This window comes from Pasteurella sp. P03HT (assembly GCF_054052285.1).
The window spans coordinates 119,237-136,500 of the sequence record NZ_JBSIUM010000006.1 but is presented as its reverse complement, the minus strand read 5'-3'; the positions used below and the strand labels follow the sequence as shown (position 1 = coordinate 136,500).

Genomic DNA, 17,264 nt, shown 5'->3' with positions numbered 1-17,264 from the left:
TTACCTGAAAAATATAAGGAACAAACTATGTTTTGGTTTAAAAACGCCATGATTTATCGTTTAACAAAGGAGTTAGATTGGTCTTCTGCGGTATTACAGACTCATTTGCAACAATGCCAATATCATCCTTGTCATCAATCAGATATGAGTAAATTTGGCTGGACTAACCCTTTACGTGATAGTGAAATGTTGCATTTTTCAGTGGGAAAACACATTTTATTAGTGGCGCATAAAGAAGAAAAAATCTTACCAGCACATGTTGTGAAAACAGAACTAGAGGAGCGTATTCAATACGTAGAACAAAAAGAAAATCGTAAATTGAAGAAAGTTGAAAAACAGGCATTAAAGGATGATGTCATTGCAGGATTATTACCGCGTGCATTCAGTAAACATCAACACACAGCACTATGGATTGATGCAGAAGCACACTTGATTTATGTTGATGCCGCATCAAGTAAACGAGCGGAAGACGTATTAGCGTTGTTACGTAAATCATTAGGTTCTTTACCTGTTGTGCCTTTAACTTTTGCGAATACCCCGAGTTTATTAATGACAGATTGGTTGCGCAATGAGAGGGTACCACAATGGTTATTCCCATTAGAAGAGGCTGAGCTAACAGGAAGCAGCGATACGGGGATTATCCGTTGTAAACAACAAAATCTCGAGTCTGAAGAAATTCAAAGCTTATTAAGCGCAGGAAAAGTTGTAACAAAATTGTCATTACTGTGGGAAGAACACGTCAGCTTTATCTTGCATGAGGATGGTTCATTAAAACGGTTAAAATTTGCGGATCAAATCCGTGAGAAAAACGATGATATTTTGAAGGAAGATTATGCCCAGCGCTTTGATGCTGATTTTGTATTGATGACTGGAGTATTGAGCAAATTAATTGAGAATTTGCTTGCTGATTTTGGCGGTGAAAAAGCGCGTTTATAACTTCTTTTGAGTTAAATAGGAACAGAAGAAAGCCTGTTAGTGTGAGTAACAGGCTTTCTTTTTTTATATTGAATAGCGCGCGTTATTTTTTATAAATATAACTTCCGTCGGCTTGACGAATAAATTTTGCACCATTTTCTAAGCGCAATTCAGTGACACGTCCTTGGCTATTGACAGAAACCTGTACTTTATCACCCGCTTTAAAATTACTTAACGCATTTCCCGCACCAGAAGCTTTTGTCATCGCGTTGACATCTGAAATGTTAAGATTATGGTTACGGAAGACTTGCATCAAGCTGACCCCCTGTGGAACCGTTAAGGTTTTACCTTTTGTGGTTTTCGCAGGCTCAGCTTCAACAACAGGCGCGCCTTTTTTCTCGACTTTCGCTTTTTCAACAGGTTTTTCGGAAGGTTTTGGTTTGTCTATTGCTTTTGGTTTTTCAGCGGCTTTGTGCTTTTCAGTGCTCACAATTTTATCGTTTTTCGGTTCTGTCACGACAGATTGGGGCTTGTTTAGTTGCGGTTTGTTTTCGGTTTGTTCAACTTTCGTTTGTCCAGCGTGTGAAGGTTGAGGCATTTCCATTGGGTCTGGCGCAGTCGTTGTGTGTGGTAACGTACTGCGATCGCTCATATTATCTTGTACTGGCGGATTGACGACAGCTTGGTTTTCCGTCATATCTTGTGGTTGCGTCACAGGATTATCTAAGACCGTTGGTTCAACGACTTGTTGTTTATCTAATGGCTGGAACTGAATAGGTACAGCTTGACCATGTTGTTGCTCAAAAGACTGTACTGTCTCCGAACTTGGTTTTAAGGCAAAGAAAATCATTAACAAGAGAATTAACCCGAGCAACACAACAAATAGGCGACGATGACGTTGCGGTAACATTTGTAGCATCGGCCAAGTTTCTGGATTTTTCCAGTGTACTGCGGGTGTGCTTTGGTTAGTGCTAACAGGTGCGATGGTATCCTCTGTATGAAGTGATGTCGCGTGAGATTCATGTTCATGCTTTTCTTCATGTTCAGCCACAAGTGGTTCACCAAACGTCGGTTCTTTACGAGTATTTAGCGTCGTATCAACCTGTTCTTTTTTCGCGAATAAGCTTTTTGCTTTGTCAAACAGAGAAGGTTCCGTTTTTATGACTTTTTTAGGGGTGATAGGTTCAACTTGGTTAAATTCTAAATCTAATTCATTTTGTTCTGGATGATGTTCCACGTCATTTTTTTGTTTGTCTGAATCCACGATAGTACCTCGATTCTCAATAGCTCACGGATATACACTGAAAAGTGCGGTCAAAATTTGGCTTATTCTAAAGGATATTTTTTGATTTTCCTATGCTGTATATAGCGTTTTGTTGGGCTCTTTGGCAATTTCACGCGCTAATTTCGGTACTAGATAGCCCGATGTGATGCTTTGTAATTCTTTGTAAATGTTTAAGGCGTGTTGATCCTCCAGATAAAAATGACTTGCCCCTTCCACTTTATCAAGCAAGTGCAAGTAGTAAGGCAAGATATTTGCTTGAAATAATTTATCACTTAGCTGTTTCAGTGTGTGTGCATTATCATTAATTCCTTTGAGTAAAACGGACTGATTTAACAGAGTAACGTTAATGTGTTTAAGTTTAGCCAGTGCTTGTGATAACAATGCATCAATTTCATTTGGATGATTGATATGGGTGACACAGACTTTTTGTAAGCGACTCGCCGCGAGAATTTGGCATAGGGCATCTGTGATCCGTTGTGGAATTACAACAGGTAAACGGGTATGAATTCGTAGACGTTTTATATGTGGTATTTGATCTAACTGCTCAATGAGCCATGCCAGTTCATGATCTTTTGCCATCAGGGGATCTCCACCAGAAAAAATGACTTCTTCAATCTCGGGACGTTCAGCAATATAGTCCAATGCTTTTTGCCAATTGGTTTTATTTCCTTTGTTATCGGCATAGGGAAAGTGACGACGAAAGCAATAACGACAGTTGATAGCACATCCCCCTTTTACCATGAGCAAGAGACGATTGTGGTATTTGTGTAACACACTCGGTACGATTGCCTCTTGTTCTTCTAAGGGATCTGTTGTAAAGCCTTCCACTTGTGTAAACTCATCATAAGCCGTCATGACTTGTAAGAATAGAGGATCGTTAGGATTGCCTTTTTCCATTTTTGCCACAAAAGGCAATGGCACACGCATAGGGAATAATTGACGTGCGGCAATGTCTTTTTCAAAGGCATGAATCGGTAAATTTAAGGTCTTGAGTAATATTTTCGGATCAGAAATGGCATTTGCGAGATGATCTGTCCAACTTTGTTCTTCTCTAATTGCTATGTTTTGAGTTAAAATATGCACTTTTAAAAACAATCTCTTTATAACTTGAGGATAATATGGCTACATATACTACCAGTGATTTCAAACCAGGTCTAAAATTTATGCAAGACGGTGAGCCTTGCGTGATCGTTGAAAATGAATTTGTTAAACCAGGTAAAGGTCAAGCCTTTACTCGTACACGTATTCGTAAATTAATTTCTGGTAAAGTATTAGATGTGAACTTCAAATCTGGTACGTCAGTAGAAGCGGCAGACGTCATGGATCTGAACTTAACTTACTCTTACAAAGACGACGCATTCTGGTATTTCATGCACCCAGAAACATTTGAACAATATTCAGCAGATGCAAAAGCAATCGGTGATGCAGATAAATGGTTATTAGATCAAGCAGATTGTATCGTGACATTATGGAATGGTGCACCAATCAGCGTGACTCCACCAAACTTTGTTGAGTTAGAAATTATCGACACAGATCCAGGTTTGAAAGGGGATACTGCTGGTACAGGTGGTAAACCTGCAACATTAAGCACTGGTGCTGTCGTGAAAGTCCCTTTATTCGTCCAAATTGGTGAAGTCATCAAAGTGGATACCCGTTCAGGCGAATACGTTTCTCGTGTGAAATAAGTCCATCATGATGAGCAATATAGGCAAGCTTAGGCTTGCCTTTATTTTTGTTCGTATCTAAATCCCGTGACTCACCTAGCAAATTTGCCCTAATCGCTTTACAATACCCTCACTTGTCTTTTATTTTGAGGTTTAGCTTTGAGCGATTTACTCACCGAAACAGTCACCCTTGAGCCGCAAGACAATGCACGTTTACAAGCATTGTGTGGCGCATATGAAGGGAATCTACAACTGATTGAAAAATCATTAAATTTAACGATTGCTCGTCGTAATTTCACTTTTACTGTTCAGTCAAATGAGGAAGTCAATAAACCTCATCATGCTAAATTGCTGAAAAGTGCGGTCAAATTGATTCAAACGTTGTATTTAGAAACGGCATCAGTACGTGGACAAATTAAAGTCTTGGATTTGGAAGATGTACATATTGCAATCCAAGAAAGCCGTATTCTCGTACAAGATGATGAACGTGAAGAAAGTAAAGTTTATGCTTCGTCAATAAAAACCAAACGTGGCTTAATTAAACCGCGTGGACCTAATCAAGTTCAATATTTGCACAATATTTTCCGTCATGATATCAGTTTTGGGATTGGTCCCGCAGGAACTGGCAAAACCTTTTTAGCCGTTGCAGCAGCTGTGGAGGCTCTTGAAAAGCAAGAAGTGCGTAGAATTTTGCTCACGCGCCCTGCGGTTGAAGCGGGTGAAAAATTAGGTTTCTTACCTGGCGATTTAGGACAGAAAATCGAGCCATATTTACGTCCACTTTATGATGCCCTATTTGAAATGTTAGGTTTTGAACGCGTGCAAAAGTTAATGGAGCGCAATGTTATTGAAATTGCGCCTTTAGCTTATATGCGTGGTCGTACATTGAATGACAGCTTTATTATTCTGGACGAAAGCCAAAATACCACGGTTGAACAAATGAAAATGTTCCTAACCCGTATTGGTTTTAACTCGAAAGCCGTGATTACGGGGGATATTACTCAGATTGACCTACCTCGTAGCCAAAAGTCTGGTTTACGTCATGCTATTGAAGTGCTAGAACATGTGCCTGAGTTAAGTTTTAACTATTTTGAAAGTAAAGACATTGTGCGTCATCCTGTCGTAGCGAAAGTGGTACAAGCGTATGATGCGTGGGAAGCACAAGATGAAATTCGTCGTGCGGCAATTGCGGAACAACGTCGTCAAGAACGTGCTGAAAAAGAGCAGTCAGAAAATTCAAAAAATGAGAATGAATAAATGAAGCAAGTGATTATTGATCTACAAATTGCCACTGAAAATACAGAAAACCTACCCACAGAAGCTCAAATTCAAGCTTGGGCAAATCGTGCTGTGCAACCTGAATTATCAGACGTGGAAATGACTGTTCGCCTTGTTGATGAAGCGGAAAGTCATGAATTGAATTTAACTTATCGTGGTAAGGATAAACCAACGAATGTGTTGTCATTTCCATTTGAATGTCCAGATGAAGTGGAGCTCGGGTTATTAGGCGATTTAGTGATTTGTCGTCAAGTCGTAGAAAAAGAAGCGGAAGAACAAGGTAAACCGTTGATGGCGCATTGGGCGCATATGGTGGTGCATGGTAGTTTACATTTACTTGGTTATGATCATATTGATGACGCAGAAGCGGAAGAAATGGAACATCTTGAAACGGAAATTATGCAATCGCTCGGTTTTGATGATCCCTATTTGAGTGAAAAAGAATAAAAAATTGTAAAGATTCGCCATTTTTTTAAACTATTTTTTTCGATTAAGGTCAAAGAAAACTCTATTTTTTCGGATGAGCATGTAAATGCTCAAAATATGACATATTTATTGCAGTAAAAAGAAAGGAAGGAATCATGTTTAAAAATTTACTGGTGATGTTATCGATTGTGAGTTTAAGTGCGTGTGTGACCTATTATCCTCACCCACAATATGAACCAGAGCAACCTGCCTATACGCCACCTTATGAGCCACCGCTTGAGCCAAGATTAGATCGCAAACATAAGCCTGAGTATCCTCATGAAACACGTGAGCGTAGCCGTTATTATAAGATTTCGACTGACCAGATGAACCGCTTTATTTTGGCAAAAAATAATTTGGAATATTGTTTATTACCAGAATTGGGGCAACAACGTGATGAGCGTTTAACTGCGTTAGAAAAACAATTGGTGAAAGAGATGATCCACGAGCAATTAGAGAAAATTGTGGGTAAATCATCGGCAAGAACGATCTATGATGATCCTGAGGCTTATCGTTATTTTCAGTTTAAATATCATCAGTTGAAACATGAGCTTGTGAATATTCGTGAATCAGAATGCCGTCATTTGAAAGAAAATTATAATAAACGTTTTAAAGACAGTAAGCGTCAACGCGGTTTAGATACGCCATCAGGCAATTCAATTGAGCGCCGTATTCACGAGCAACAACAATCGATTGAAGAGAAAATTCGTCATCAGCAAGAATCGATTGAACGCAAAATCCGTGATCAGCAAGAGGCGATTGAGCGTAAAATCAGTGGTAGACCTGAGCCACTTTATCAGCCGAAAAAAGATGTGAGTATCGATTGGGAGCACCCATTAGACCGTTGGTAAATCCACATAGACGATGTAATGAAGCAGACAGTGAAACCACGACATATCCAATTCTGGGTGGGTGACGAGGGCAAATTATCGCACCAACTGATGATGTTGCCTGAAACAAAAAGTGCGGTATGGATTGGCGACAATTTACCGCCTTTTTTGTCTTTTCCGCTTTTCCCTTTCAGTAATGCCAAAAATCTTTTAGGACAAGAGTTTGCCCTCATTGTGTATGATGCTAGCGTGGGGTTAAACCTTGATGCGTTAGCCATTGCGGGTGGTACCTTACGACAAGGCGGAACGCTCATTGTGTTGTTGAATTGCTGGAGTGAATTAGCGCAATGGCAAGATCCTGATTCTTTGCGTTGGTCGGGAGAAAATCACCCGATATTAACACCGCACTTTATTCAGTATTTTCAACAAAAGGTGCAAGAGTACGGTTTTCCAATTTATGACTCAATTTTTCCACAAATTGTATTGCCACAGAGTGTAGAAGATGAGACGGATTTTCAGCAACCTCCTACCGCAGAGCAACATCAGTTATTACGAGCGATAAAAGATACAACAGAAGACGTGTTGATTGTGACAGCGAAGCGTGGGCGGGGCAAATCCGCATTAGCGGGTTTTTGGGCAAAGCAGCTCATGCAGCACAATCAATCATTCGTTTTAACAGCACCGAATAAACGTGCGGTCACTATTTTGCAAGATTTTGCAGAAGTTGAACTGGAGTTTATGCCGCCTGATTTACTCTGTGAACAAATTGCACAAGATCCGAATCAATTTGCAGATAAATGGTTGTTGATCGATGAGGCGGCGATGATCCCGCTCACTTTGTTAGAGCAGATCACTTCAGCTTTCAAGCGTATTCTTTGCACCACCACCATTCAAAGTTATGAAGGTACAGGACGTGGTTTTTTACTCAAATTTTTGGCGAATTTGCACCGCACTTTTGCGCACTTTGAGCTTCATCAGCCACTGCGTTGGCAAGCGAACGACAAATTAGAAGCCTTTCTTGATGATCTTTTAATGCTCGATGCGGAAGATGCTTTTTTACAGCAAAATGATCTGCAAGGTGCTACTCAGATTCAGTTTTATTCACAGAGTGAGCTAGTAGAGAAAAACAAAGTTTCTGAATTTTATGGTTTACTCACCTTAGCGCATTATCGAACTTCACCTCTCGATTTACGCCGTTTATTTGATGCACCGAAACAGCAATTTTATCTCGCAGAAACGCAATCTGATTTAGTGGGCGGCGTATGGCTGGTGGAAGAAGGAAATATGCAGTCCGACGCTCTCATTTTGGATATCGCGCGTGGTGTGCGTCGTCCAAGAGGGAATTTGGTTGCGCAGGTACTGTGTTATCACAGTCATTTATTACAAGCATGTCGCTTGTCTTCTTTGCGTATTTCTCGTATTGCAGTGCAACCTGTTTGGCAACAGCGGGGTATTGGGCTGCAACTTATTGCGCAAATTAGCCGACACGCTGATGTGGATTTTCTTTCTGTGAGTTTTGGTTATACCAGACAACTGGCTCAATTTTGGCAAAAGTGCGGTTTTGATGTAGTACATTTAGGTGAACAAAAAGAAGCGAGCAGTGGTTGTTATTCCGTGATTGCATTGAAGCCCTTAACTGCGCAAGGCAAACACTTTTGCCAACAAGCTAAACAACACTTTGAGCGAAATGTGGCTTTATTCGCCCATCCTTTAACACAGGCGTTCCACACATCGAGTGTAGACTGGACGTTGTTAGCACAGGATAAACAATGCTTACAGGATTTCGCTGATTTTCATACTCCTCTATCCAGCACAATTCCCGCTATTCAGCGTTTATTCAAGCAAGTGGGGAAAGACGACTGTCCTGTTTTAACACAAGTTCTAGCAAGCAAGAAAATGGCAATGTCCATAGTAGGCGGGAAAAGAAACGGGTTGAAAATTTGTCGTGATGAAGTCAAGAAAGTGTTGCAAAAATATGCAGCCGTTTTATGATATTCATTAGATCATTCAATAAAAAGGAGAACGCAACATGACCGAACAAGCAACAAAAAAAGGCTTATTGCGCAGAGCGTGGGATGAATATAGCAAGTTTTGTAAAGACATCGGCGTAGAGCGTGGTGGTGGCAGAGGATGCTGCTGTGTGCCTGTAGTTAAGTTTGATGAAAATTGGACGCCTGAAGAAAAAGCAGCACAAGAGGCGAAAAAGAAAGCAGAATAACACGACAAAAGCCAAGTTCAACTTGGCTTTTTTACTGTGCTTTTATACAGATGGTTTATTGAAAAAAAGCGAGATTACGCTATACTACCGACTACTTTTTCACTTTATTTTACCTCAATATACACCGCAGTTATGACAACCACATATTTCGATTTAGCCATTCCGACAGAAGCCAATGATCATAAAATTTTAGGCAATGTACTAGCTGGCGCAGATGCGTTAGCGATTAATGAAATTGCCAGCCAATATTCAGGGCTGACGGTGGTCTTAACGGCAGATACACGAAGTGCGGTGCGTTTAGAAAAAGTGTTAGCACAATTTAGTCAACAGCCAATTACATTTTTTCCCGATTGGGAAACGCTGCCTTATGATGCGTTTTCTCCTCATCAAGAAATTATTTCCTCCCGTTTAAGTGCGTTATTTCAGTTGCAACAGCGTCAAAAAGGCATACTGATTTTACCGATTACTACACTAATGCAGCGTTTATGCCCACCAGAATTTTTACAGCATAATGTGTTGTTAATTAAAAAAGGTGATCGCTTACAAATCAATAAAATGCGTTTACAACTAGACAGCTCAGGTTATCGAGCCGTAGAGCAAGTGCTTGAACACGGTGAATACGCCGTACGTGGCGCGTTGTTAGATCTTTTCCCGATGGGAAGTGTGGTGCCTTTTCGTTTAGATTTTTTTGATGATGAAATTGATACTATTCGCACATTTGATGTGGATACACAGCGTACATTAGAAGAAATCAAAGCGATTAATTTATTGCCGGCTCACGAGTTTCCAACCGATGAAAAAGGCATTGAATTTTTCCGTTCCCAATTCCGAGAAACCTTTGGCGAGATTCGTCGTGACCCTGAACATATTTACCAACAAGTCAGCAAAGGCACATTAATTTCGGGGATTGAATATTGGCAGCCTCTCTTTTTTGAGCAAATGGCAACGCTGTTTGCGTATTTGCCGCAAAACAGCTTGTGGCTCGATGTGGGTGATATTCAAACCCAAGCTGAACGTTTTTACCAAGATGCACAACAACGCTACGAAAGCCGTAAAGTCGATCCGATGCGCCCGTTGTTAGCACCAGAACGTTTATGGTTACGCATTGATGAAATTAATCGTGAATTAAAACGTTATCCAAGAATCAGCTTCAACGCAGAAAAAGTACGTGCTTCAGTGCGTCAGAAAAATTTAGCCGTACAAGCATTGCCTGAACTGACGATTCAGTCGCAACAAAAAGAACCGTTAAAGCTATTACGTCAATTTACGGAACAATTTAAAGGCAATATTGTTTTCTCTGTGGAAAGTGAAGGACGTCGTGAAACCTTACGTGATTTACTTTCTCCATTGAAAATCACGGCGACAAAAATTACCGCACTTTCACAGGCAAAAGATAAATTTAACTTGTTGATTAGTGGTTTAGAGAACGGCTTTATTGTCGAGCAAGATCAGCCCATAGCCCTCATTACTGAAACAGAATTATTGGGCGAACGTGTTCAGCAACGTAGTCGAGATAAGCGAAAATCTGTTAATCCTGACACTTTAATTCGTAACCTTGCAGAATTAAAAATAGGGCAACCAGTAGTGCATTTAGAGCACGGCGTAGGGCGTTATGCGGGATTAGTCACGCTCGAAAACGGTGGCATTACGGCAGAATATTTACTGTTAAATTATGCCAATGAATCCAAGCTTTATGTGCCAGTGTCCTCTTTGCATTTGATCAGCCGTTATGTAGGCGGTTCAGATGAAACCGCGCCATTGCACAAATTAGGCAGTGATGCGTGGGTGAAAGCACGTCATAAAGCCGCAGAAAAAATTCGTGATGTCGCAGCAGAATTATTAGATGTGTATGCACAACGTGAGGCGCAGAAAGGCTTTGCTTTTAATTATGATCGTGAAGAATTTCAGCAATTTGCCGCCACGTTCCCATTTGAAGAAACTGTCGATCAAGAAATGGCAATTCATGCGGTGATTTCGGATATGTGTCAGCCGAAAGCAATGGATCGTTTGGTGTGTGGTGATGTGGGCTTTGGGAAAACGGAAGTGGCGATGCGTGCCGCATTTTTAGCGGTGATGAATCATAAACAAGTCGCAGTGTTAGTGCCAACAACCTTGCTTGCGCAACAACATTATGAAAACTTTAAAGATCGTTTTGCGAATTTGCCAGTCAATGTGGAAGTGCTTTCACGCTTTAAAACCGCCAAAGAACAAAAACAAGTGATACAAAACTTGGCGGAAGGCAAAGTGGATATTCTGATTGGGACACATAAATTAATTCAATCAGATGTGCAATTCCACGACCTAGGTTTATTGATTATTGATGAAGAACATCGCTTTGGTGTGCGTCAAAAAGAGCGTATTAAACAGCTACGTGCCAATATTGATATTCTCACCTTAACGGCAACGCCAATTCCTCGAACTTTGAATATGGCAATGCATGGCATTCGTGACTTATCGATTATTTCTACTCCGCCGGCACGCCGTTTAACGATTAAAACCTTTGTGAAACAAGCGGATGATTTAGTGATTCGTGAGGCGATTTTGCGTGAAATCTTGCGTGGTGGACAGGTTTACTATCTGCATAATGATGTGGCAAGCATTGAAAATTGTGCAGAAAAATTGACCGCACTTGTACCAGAAGCTCGCATTACGGTTGGGCATGGGCAAATGCGTGAGCGTGAACTCGAACGTGTGATGTCAGATTTCTATCATCAACGTTTTAACGTATTGGTTTGCTCGACCATTATTGAAACAGGGATTGATGTACCAACCGCGAATACGATCATTATCGAACGTGCGGATAACTTTGGTTTGGCTCAGTTACATCAGCTACGTGGACGTGTTGGTCGTTCCCATCACCAAGCATACGCCTATTTGTTAACGCCACCGCCAAAAGCCATGACGAAAGATGCGCAAAAACGTCTTGAAGCCTTGGAAAGCTTAGATAACTTAGGGGCAGGTTTTATTCTTGCGACTCACGATTTGGAAATTCGCGGTGCGGGTGAATTACTGGGTTCTGAACAAAGCGGACAAATTGAGTCGGTGGGCTTCTCGCTGTATATGGATTTATTAGAAAGTGCAGTGAATGCCTTAAAAGCGGGGCGTGAGCCGTCTTTAGATGAGTTGACGCAACAGCAAGTGGAAATTGATTTACGTTTACCTGCCTTGTTGCCAGAAGATTATTTAGGCGATGTGAATATGCGTTTGTCTTTCTATAAACGTATTGCCAGCGCCGAAAATAAACATGCGTTAGATGAATTAAGAGTGGAATTAATTGACCGCTTTGGTTCGTTGCCAGAAGCGACGCGTAATTTATTCCAAATTGCCGAACTTCGCCAAATGGCAAAAACTATCCAAATCCATAAAATTGATGGCAATGCACAAGGGGGATTTATTGAATTTTCACCACGTGCTGAATTAGACCCAATGAAATTCTTACAACTGATTCAAACAGAACCAACGGTCTATCGTTTCGATGGTCCAACTAAATTCAGATTTAATAAAGCCTTCACGAGTCATAAAGCGCGGTTGGATTTTGTTGAACATTTACTGAAAACGCTTCAAGAATAAGCAACACGAACATGTTATGAGGTTTGAATACATAAAAAATAAAGGCGATTCTTGGAATCGCCTTTGAGTTGCTAGTGCAATACGCGTTATTATTTTTTCTTCGCGTATTTGAGGGAGTCGATTGCCACCGCTAAGATGATAATGCTACCTTTGATAATGTATTGCCAGTATGGGTTTACCCCGATGTAAGTTAAGCCGTAGTTGATAACCGTGAAGATGATTACCCCAGTGACTACGCCGATAACAGTACCCACACCACCAGCGAATGATACGCCACCCACCACACAGGCTGCGATCGCATCTAACTCATACATAAAACCTAAGTTGTTGGTTGCTGAACCGATACGACCTGCTTCTAACATCCCACCGAAGCCGTAGAACATCCCTGCGATCATATAAATAACGACTAAGTTACGCGCGACGTTTACACCTGATACACGTGCAGCTTCTGGGTTACCACCGATAGCAAAGATATTTTTACCAAAACGTGTTTTGTTCCAAAGTACCCAGACTAAGAAGGTTGCGATAGCCGCATAAATGGTAATGTAAGAGAGCTTGAATGAACCAAATTTGAAGAAGCCTTGTGCAAATGTGGAGAAGGTTTCATTAAAGCCTGCAATTGGTGATCCCCCCACGGCGTCATAGTAAAGTGAGTTGATACCGTAGACGATAATCATGGTTCCCATGGTGGCAATAAATGGTGTAACGTTTAAGTAAGCGATGACCAGACCATTGACTAAACCAATGACCGCACCGATTGCACATACGGTTAAGATCACAACTGGAATTGGTAATTCAGGTAAATCAGGGAAGACACGGTTAAAGTTATCCATTGCTTGAAGCAAGGTTGCTGAAACCACCGCAGCAAGACCTACTTGGCGACCAGCCGATAAGTCAGTACCTTGTGTCACAAGTAAGCCAGCCACCCCTAATGCGATGATTAAGCGCACAGATGATTGAGTTAAGATGTTACTGAAGTTTCTTAGGTTCAAGAATGTTGGGTCTTGAACAATGATGATCCCGAGTAAAATTAATAATACAAAGTAGATTGCATTTTGTTTAAAGAAATCAAGGGATTTGTTTTGTTGTAACGCAGCCATAATTTATTTCCTTAATTCTGTGTGTTATAAATATTTTGCAGCGAGCTGGAGAATTTCTTCTTGTGAGGTTTCTGCGGTATTCACAATGCCTGCGACTTTACCGTTACTCATTACCAGAATACGGTCAGTTACCCCTAACAATTCTGGCATTTCAGAAGAAATCATAATGATGCCTTTATCTTTTTTCGCCAATTCCATAATGAGTTGGTAAATTTCGTATTTCGCACCAATGTCGATACCACGTGTTGGCTCATCTAACATTAAGATTTCAGGTTGGGTTAATAACCAACGACCGATAATCACTTTTTGTTGGTTACCACCAGACAATGAACCAATGTTCGTTTTATGTGATGGCGTTTTCACATTCATCGAATCAATTACCCATTGGGTATCGCTTTTCATTTTGGCATTACTCAATAACCCTAACTTACTGATGTAAGATTTCATATTTGAAATCAATGAGTTAAATTCAATGCTTAAGTTGGCGTAAATCCCAGTAGAGCGACGTTCTTCAGTCACAAGGGCAAAACCATTATTAATTGCTTCAAAGGCATTGCGGTTTTTCATTTCTTTACCGTGTAGCGTAATCACACCAGACTTACGTTCACGTACACCGAAAATGGTTTCAACGATATCTGTGCGTTTTGCACCAACGAGTCCCGCAATCCCTAAGACTTCGCCTTTACGTAATTCAAAGCTTATGTCTTGAATCGAAGGTTGATTCAGTGCGGTCAGATTTTCTACGGTTAAGATCGTCTCTTTTGGAGTATTGGTTTTAGGAGGGAAACGTTGAGTCAGTTCACGCCCTACCATCATGGAGACAATTTGATCCATTGTGGTATTTTTCACTTCAACGGTGTTAATCCATTTACCGTCACGTAAAATTGTAATTTCATCGCAAATCTTAAAGATTTCGTCCATTTTGTGCGAAATATAAATGATGCCACAACCGCGTTCTTTCAGTTTGGCGATGATTTTGAAAAGGTGTTCCACTTCTTTTTCAGATAAAGAAGAAGTCGGTTCATCCATAATCACAATTTTGGCATCATAAGAGAATGCTTTTGCGATCTCGATCATTTGCATTTGTGACACGGACAGTTTTGCCACTTTTTCTTTTGGATCGATATCAATATCTAATTCTTCAAAAATGGCTTTGGTATCACGATACATTTTACCGTGATCAACAAACCCCGCTTTTAATGGATAGCGACCAAGCCAGAGGTTATCCATTACGGTAGTTTGTTTGACTAAGTTTAATTCTTGGTGGACCATTGAGATCCCATTTTCTAAGGCTTCTTTTGAGGTTTTAAAGTTAACAGGGTTGCCTAAGAAGAGAATATCGCCTTCGTCTTTACTATAAATACCAAACAAGCATTTTAATAATGTTGATTTGCCTGCACCGTTTTCACCCATCAACGCATGCACCGAATGGGAACGGACGGTTAAGTTAGCATTGTCTAATGCTTTCACACCAGGGAAGGATTTGCAGACATTGGTCATTGTGAGCAGTATTTCACTGTCTTGATTTGGAATTTGAGTGGTCATATCCAACCTCACATAAAAGAGGGGAGGATTGACCTCCCCCGAGAGTTACAACTTATTGTTATAGATTATTATTTTAAGAAGTCGCCTAAGTTATCAGCGTCAACACCAACGTAAGGAATACGAACAACACGTTCTTTTAATTCCCATTTTGTGCCTTCTGTTGCTGGTTTGCCTTTTGCAAGGTTGTTACTTAATTGAACAACAGCTTTACCTTGGTTAACACCATCGTTTAATACAGTACCTGCAATTTCACCTTTTTTGATTAACTGTAATACTTCTGGTAATGCATCAACACCGAAGATTGGTAATTTTTTACCGTGTGCTTTAGTGGCTTCCAATGCCCCCATTGCCATACCGTCGTTGTTTGCAATGATCACTTCAATTTGACCCGCTTTAGAGCTTGATAACCAAGCATCCATTTTATCTTTTGCTAAAGCCGCATCCCACATCCCTGTATCAATGAATAATTCTTCAGTTTGGATACCTTTGTTATTTAATTCTTCGATAACGAATTTAGTACGTGCTTCAGCATCTGGGTGACCTGGTTCACCTTTTAATAATACATATTGGATTTTACCGTCTTTGTTTAAGTCGTATGCTGCATTTGCTTTCCAGTGTTTCGCAATTAATGAGCCTTGGATTAAACCTGATTCTTTCGGATCTGTACCAACATAGTAAGCGTGTTTATAGCTACCAATTGCTTTTGCGCCTGGATCTTTATTGAAGAATACTACAGGAATGTCATCTGGTTTTGCTTTACCGATAATAGTTGGAGCCGCAGCAGGGTCAACTAAGTTGATTGCTAATACTTTCACGCCTTTAGAAATCAAACCATCAACTTGGTCATTTTGTACAGCTTGCGCGTTTTGTGAGTCATTCATTAATAACTCAATATTTTTGAATTGTTCAGCTTCTTTATTAATTTCTTTGCGCATGAGTGACATGAAGTTATCATCATATTTGTAAATGGTTACACCAATGCGATCTGCTGCTTGAGCTGCTGAGGCAGCAACACCTAGACCTACTGCTAAAGCGACTGCGCTTAATACGGTTTTTTTCATAATAACTCTCCTGTTTGGAACGAATGGATGGTGTTATCTTTTTGCTTTTTAACCCACTTTGCCTAGATAACTGGCAGGCATAATACTGGAAAATAGGCTTAAAGACTGTGATCTCACTCACAATTGTGAAAACGATTACAATTGACTAATGAAAATGTTATCCAGATCACATTTTTAGGTGTTTTTTTCTGCTTTTTGTAAAAAAAGTACGGGGAAATTTGGTTGAATTTCCCCGTACTCTTTGTGTGGATTAATAAAAATGTTTACGTTTCCAATTTATTGGATTGCTTATCTTTGTTCAGTGGAAAAGCGTCTTACTAATGTCGGATTAAACTGAATATGCGCAGGTGTTTTCACATCTTGATCCACTAAACTGAGCGCCAATTTGGCTGCATAGTTTGCCATTAAATCAATAGGGTAACGGATTGTCGTCAATTTAGGAATTAAATAACGTGCAATAGGCATATCATCAAACCCAATGATCGAACATTGTTTTGGTACATTAATATTATTTTCGCTCAAAACAGAGATCGCGCCAGCAGCCATTGAGTCATTGTATGCGACGACAGCGGTGAGATCCGAATTGTAGCTTAATAGATTGATCATCGCTTCTTCTCCGCCCTCGAAATCTGGCGTACTGTGTGTAATAGCATGTTCAATCACTGGGATATTGTATTGTTTTAGTGCAGAAAGGTAACCACGTTTTCTTTCAATTTCATCTGTAATATGGTGGTTAGAACCAATATAACCGATTTTTTTGTGACCTAGGTTAATTAAAGTTTCAGTTGCAACAAAGGTGCCTTTTTCATTATCTAAACTCACACAACGATGCTCATAGCCAGCAACAATGCGGTTGATGATGACCATGCCAGGCACTTTTTCTAAATATTGACCGAGGGTTTCATCACTTAATGCTTTCGCGTGCACCACCAGACAGCTACAACGTTTACGTAACAAGGTATCAATTGCTTCTTTTTCTTTTTCTGCATTGTGGTAGCCAATGCCAATTAGAATAGTTTTCTTATATTCTTCAGCGACTTTATCAACGGCTTTAACTAAGATTGCAAAGAAGGCATCTGTAACATCAGTGACGACAACGCCGATGGTATCGGTATTCTTCATCGCAAGTGCTTGAGCATTCGCATTGGGCTGATAGCCTAGTTTTTCTACTGCTGTTTGTACTGCAAGGCGTGCTTTCGCGCTAGCAGAAGGGTGGTTGTTTAGTACACGAGACACGGTGGCAACCGATACGCCTGCGTGTTGTGCTACATCATGAATAGTAACCATAATTAATATGACCTTTCCTTTGAGAACAACTTACTCTCATCATATA

At 40.4% G+C, this 17,264-nt stretch carries 14 protein-coding genes; 8 read left to right on the top strand and 6 right to left on the bottom strand.

All coding sequences use genetic code 11. The annotated features are described in order from the left end of the window. Positions 1 to 27: 27 nt before the first annotated feature. Entirely contained in the window at positions 28 to 936 is a 909-nt protein-coding gene (gene rdgC, locus ACWIT3_RS06710) for a recombination-associated protein RdgC (protein WP_457161981.1), read from the top strand. Positions 937 to 1,018: 82 nt separating this feature from the next. On the opposite strand, the gene oapA is transcribed toward rdgC, so the two are convergent. Both oapA and epmB read right to left on the bottom strand, forming a co-directional pair. Further along, positions 1,019 to 2,179, bottom strand: a complete 1,161-nt coding sequence (oapA, locus tag ACWIT3_RS06705; RefSeq protein ID WP_457161980.1) for an opacity-associated protein OapA — start codon at positions 2,177 to 2,179, stop codon at positions 1,019 to 1,021. A gap of 90 nt (positions 2,180 to 2,269) precedes the next feature. Continuing rightward, the gene (gene epmB / locus ACWIT3_RS06700; RefSeq protein WP_457161979.1) at positions 2,270 to 3,283 is read right to left on the bottom strand and encodes an EF-P beta-lysylation protein EpmB; all 1,014 of its coding nucleotides are present in this window, start codon (positions 3,281 to 3,283) and stop codon (positions 2,270 to 2,272) included. A gap of 35 nt (positions 3,284 to 3,318) precedes the next feature. On the opposite strand from epmB, the gene efp reads away from it, so the two are divergent. The 7 genes from efp to mfd all read left to right on the top strand — a co-directional run bounded on the left by efp (position 3,319) and on the right by mfd (position 12,225). Beyond that, on the top strand, positions 3,319 to 3,885 hold the full coding sequence (gene efp / locus ACWIT3_RS06695) for an elongation factor P (protein ID WP_046338879.1): 567 nt from the start codon (positions 3,319 to 3,321) through the stop codon (positions 3,883 to 3,885). A gap of 138 nt (positions 3,886 to 4,023) precedes the next feature. After that, complete coding sequence (locus ACWIT3_RS06690; RefSeq protein WP_457161978.1) at positions 4,024 to 5,121, top strand: PhoH family protein; 1,098 nt, start codon at positions 4,024 to 4,026, stop codon at positions 5,119 to 5,121. After that, positions 5,122 to 5,589, top strand: coding sequence for an rRNA maturation RNase YbeY (gene ybeY / locus ACWIT3_RS06685; RefSeq protein WP_457161977.1), 468 nt, complete (start codon positions 5,122 to 5,124; stop codon positions 5,587 to 5,589). It abuts the gene before it with no gap. A gap of 134 nt (positions 5,590 to 5,723) precedes the next feature. After that, positions 5,724 to 6,458 (top strand): DUF5358 family protein, encoded by a 735-nt coding sequence (locus ACWIT3_RS06680; protein ID WP_457161976.1) that lies wholly within the window; start codon positions 5,724 to 5,726, stop codon positions 6,456 to 6,458. An 18-nt stretch (positions 6,459 to 6,476) separates the two neighbouring features. Then, positions 6,477 to 8,429 (top strand): tRNA(Met) cytidine acetyltransferase TmcA, encoded by a 1,953-nt coding sequence (locus tag ACWIT3_RS06675; RefSeq protein ID WP_457161975.1) that lies wholly within the window; start codon positions 6,477 to 6,479, stop codon positions 8,427 to 8,429. A 37-nt stretch (positions 8,430 to 8,466) separates the two neighbouring features. Continuing rightward, a complete protein-coding gene (locus ACWIT3_RS06670; RefSeq protein WP_457161974.1) occupies positions 8,467 to 8,655 on the top strand; it encodes a DUF5363 family protein in 189 nt (62 codons plus the stop codon). Between the two features lie 132 nt (positions 8,656 to 8,787). Continuing rightward, complete coding sequence (mfd, locus tag ACWIT3_RS06665) at positions 8,788 to 12,225, top strand: transcription-repair coupling factor (protein ID WP_457161973.1); 3,438 nt, start codon at positions 8,788 to 8,790, stop codon at positions 12,223 to 12,225. A gap of 89 nt (positions 12,226 to 12,314) precedes the next feature. Here the strand turns inward: mfd and mglC are convergent, their stop codons facing one another. The 4 genes from mglC to ACWIT3_RS06645 all read right to left on the bottom strand — a co-directional run bounded on the left by mglC (position 12,315) and on the right by ACWIT3_RS06645 (position 17,218). Then, positions 12,315 to 13,325 (bottom strand): galactose/methyl galactoside ABC transporter permease MglC, encoded by a 1,011-nt coding sequence (gene mglC, locus ACWIT3_RS06660; RefSeq protein WP_046338872.1) that lies wholly within the window; start codon positions 13,323 to 13,325, stop codon positions 12,315 to 12,317. Positions 13,326 to 13,349: 24 nt separating this feature from the next. Further along, complete coding sequence (mglA, locus tag ACWIT3_RS06655) at positions 13,350 to 14,870, bottom strand: galactose/methyl galactoside ABC transporter ATP-binding protein MglA (protein WP_457161972.1); 1,521 nt, start codon at positions 14,868 to 14,870, stop codon at positions 13,350 to 13,352. Between the two features lie 68 nt (positions 14,871 to 14,938). Then, positions 14,939 to 15,931 carry a galactose/glucose ABC transporter substrate-binding protein MglB gene (gene mglB, locus ACWIT3_RS06650; RefSeq protein WP_457161971.1) on the bottom strand — a complete coding sequence of 331 codons (993 nt, stop codon included), beginning with the start codon at positions 15,929 to 15,931 and terminating at the stop codon, positions 14,939 to 14,941. A gap of 288 nt (positions 15,932 to 16,219) precedes the next feature. Then, on the bottom strand, positions 16,220 to 17,218 hold the full coding sequence (locus ACWIT3_RS06645; protein ID WP_457161970.1) for a substrate-binding domain-containing protein: 999 nt from the start codon (positions 17,216 to 17,218) through the stop codon (positions 16,220 to 16,222). Positions 17,219 to 17,264 lie beyond the last annotated feature (46 nt).